Source organism: Nostoc cf. edaphicum LEGE 07299 (assembly GCF_015207245.1).
Classification (GTDB): domain Bacteria; phylum Cyanobacteriota; class Cyanobacteriia; order Cyanobacteriales; family Nostocaceae; genus Nostoc; species Nostoc edaphicum_B.
In genome coordinates, this window is record NZ_JADEXF010000925.1 from 1 (window position 1) to 2,755 (window position 2,755).

Consider the following 2,755-nt stretch of genomic DNA (forward strand, 5'->3'; position numbering starts at 1 on the left):
GGGGAGTGCTGAGTGCTGAGTGCTGAGTGCTGAGTGCTGAGTCCTGAGTGCTAAGGTTAAAGTTCCGAGTTCAAAGACTCAACGTTCAAGCAAAAAGGCTCAACTTCCGAGTTTTAAGCTTGAAACAATAATATTTCTTCCTAACTCCTAACTCCTAACTCCTAACTCAGCACTCAGCACTCCCCAATAACCTATGCGCCGTAAAAAGGATACTCTCTGCACAGAATTTGCTTTCACTCTTCCTAGAGGATTGAGTGATGGCGAACAACGAGTACATCGTCATGGGGTGATGCGTTTAGCCACCGCCAAAGATGAAATTTTGGTGCAACAAGAACGCAAAGTTCAAGAAAATCCGGCTTACGGTGTCTTGGTAATGCTTGCAAGGGTTATCACTCGCTTGGGCAGTTTCAACTCTGTTAGTCCTGATTTACTCGAAGGACTGCTCTTACATGACATTGCCTATCTCCGAGAATTTTACAATCGAATCAATCAACAAGGCAATGTACACATTCCGACACAATGTCCCCACTGCAATACTCAATTTTCAGTGGAGCTAGAACTAGCGGGGGAGTCGTAAGCTACCCCTCTGATACTTTATATGAGGAGGTAGCTTTTATTGCTTATCATTTCCATTGGTCACAAGATGATATTTTAAATTTAGAACATACTACCCGTCAGCGCTGGGTGGCAGAAATCAATAAAATTAACCAAAAATTAATATGAAAGTAAAAGTTAGCTACTCACCAAATCTAAGTGAAGTCAATGAAGTTGACCTTACCACAGAAACTCCAACGAGAGGAGAATGGCTAATAGGTCGTTCTCCTGATTCTGATTTACTCTTAGACAGCCCTGATATCAGTCGAGTACATGCTAAGTTTTTTGTTAAAAATGGAAATTACTACTTCTCTGACCTTGGCAGTAGAAATGGCTCAATAGTTAATGGTAAACAGGCTGAAAAAGATCGACCATATTCTTTGAGCGATGGAGATGTTATTCGGATTGCAGATTATGTTTTGATTTTGGAAGCAGTTGCTCCCGTTTATGAGCAACCAGAGACAGTCTTTAGAATTATAGATCCTTCACTGTTTTCTCGGCCGCGATCGCCTGAAAATGTCAACGCTGCCAATGTTGTTAATCCAGTCCCAGAGGTAGTTAACGAAGTTTCAACGCCAATTAGTCCCGAAGTAGAAACACCCCCTTCCCCAGAAATCAGCGAAATTGAGGAAGTCGTTGCGACTCAACCTGATGATGTCATCCCGATTGTTGAGATAATCGCCCCTGCAAACATCATTCAGCCACCAGAAGCAGTTAGCGAAGTTCCACACGATGTTCGTAATGAAATTGTGGATTTGCGGACATTAGTTACACCAGAAGTCAGCGCAGATAGTGAGGAAGTAGAGGTTCCAAAAGTCAGCGAAGCCTCAGAAGTTTCTTTGACTGAACTTGATGACGCTATAGCTGCACCTGAAAACATCATTGAAACTCCTGAAGAGGAAAGTGTCCTTCCAGAAGCTAACCACGATGAGGCTGTAGATTTTGAAGCAGCACTGGCAACAGAATCTACTTTCGTACAACAGCGTGATATAAGTCCTATTCCAGAAATTATCTACGACGAGAATGCAGAGTTAGAGGCAGCACTAGAAGCAGAAGTTACCTTCGTACAGCCACGTGATATTTTCAACGAAGTTCCTGTACAAAGCACCACTCCCGAAGCTACCTACAATGAAAATGCAGAGTTGGAGGCAGCACTAGCAGCAGAAGTTACCTCCGTCCAGCTGCGCGATATTTTCCACCATGTATCTGAGGAGGAGACTGACATTCCCGAAACTACTCACGATGAAGTAGTGAATTTGGATACGTCAGTAGCAGAAGAAACCAGTGAAGTTGTTGAAAACAATGAGATTCAGCCACAAGCGGCAGAGGAGGAGAGCCAAGTTACACGCGATATCATTGATGAAGCAATAGATTGGGATAGGTCAGTTACACCAGCAGACAGCGCAGATGTTGACGAATTAGAACCTACTTCTGCGGTAGATGAAACAACAAGCGAAGTTTCTGAAGCATCAACTGCACCTGATGATGCCGTTGCGGAAGTTTTAAGCAATCAATACATTGATTTGAGTAATGCAAGTACTGAAGAAGTTAATCTATATGTTGATGGTGTTGCTGCACAAATAAGTGAAATTTCTGATATTCCACCTTTGGAAACAACAGAAAGTGGAGCTACTGAGAGCATCAGTCAAACTATTGAAGAAATTCCGCAATTAGAAGAACATCGTTTTGATGAAACTCCAGAAGAAACAAATGGAAGTGAGTCTCCTCAAGCAATCATTAAAAGAAATATAGTACTGATTGCTCATGAAAGCAAGAAATCAGAACTTGCTGAATTGGTTTCCGAACATCAGGAATTTTTCTCGCAGAGTTTTACAATTACTTGGCCATCTGTTAGTGAAGTTTTACATCAACAGGCAGGGATAACTATTAGTCAACAAACCCCTGCACCAACTTCTGGAGGATATCAAACAATTGCTTCACTGGTTGGAGCAGGAGAAATTGTAGCAGTTATTTTCCTGCGAGACTTGTTGCAACCTCAACCTGGTCAAGCAAATGAAGAAGCACTGTTAAGATTATGCACTATTAATCAAGTTTTATTGGCTACTAACTTCTCAACAGCAGAGGCGATTGTGCATTACCTGAAATCGATATAGCAATTCTAAATTAGTCACGAACAACAAGATACCGGACTTATTAGACC

3 protein-coding genes are annotated in these 2,755 nt (G+C 42.0%); all 3 read left to right on the forward strand.

Features of this window, described 5'->3' with window-relative positions; genetic code table 11:
* The first annotated feature begins 193 nt into the window (after nt 1-193).
* From IQ229_RS22650 to IQ229_RS22655, 3 genes are read left to right on the forward strand one after another with little or no spacing between them, the layout of a single operon-like run.
* Nucleotides 194-577, forward strand: a complete 384-nt coding sequence (locus IQ229_RS22650) for a hypothetical protein (protein WP_094347971.1) — start codon at nt 194-196, stop codon at nt 575-577.
* Nucleotides 520-723, forward strand: coding sequence for a DUF6760 family protein (locus IQ229_RS24755; protein ID WP_313931140.1), 204 nt, complete (start codon nt 520-522; stop codon nt 721-723). The genes IQ229_RS22650 and IQ229_RS24755 overlap by 58 nt, the downstream gene beginning before the upstream one ends.
* Nucleotides 720-2,708, forward strand: a complete 1,989-nt coding sequence (locus IQ229_RS22655; RefSeq protein WP_194047613.1) for an FHA domain-containing protein — start codon at nt 720-722, stop codon at nt 2,706-2,708. The genes IQ229_RS24755 and IQ229_RS22655 overlap by 4 nt, the downstream gene beginning before the upstream one ends.
* The last annotated feature ends 47 nt before the right edge of the window (nt 2,709-2,755 follow it).

Excerpts from the sequence above, each read along its gene's own strand:
- IQ229_RS22650 (WP_094347971.1), top strand. The coding sequence starts at position 194 with ATGCGCCGTAAAAAGGATACTCTCTGCACAGAATTTGCTTTCACTCTT.
- IQ229_RS24755 (WP_313931140.1), top strand. The coding sequence starts at position 520 with ATGTCCCCACTGCAATACTCAATTTTCAGTGGAGCTAGAACTAGCGGG.
- IQ229_RS22655 (WP_194047613.1), top strand. The coding sequence starts at position 720 with ATGAAAGTAAAAGTTAGCTACTCACCAAATCTAAGTGAAGTCAATGAA.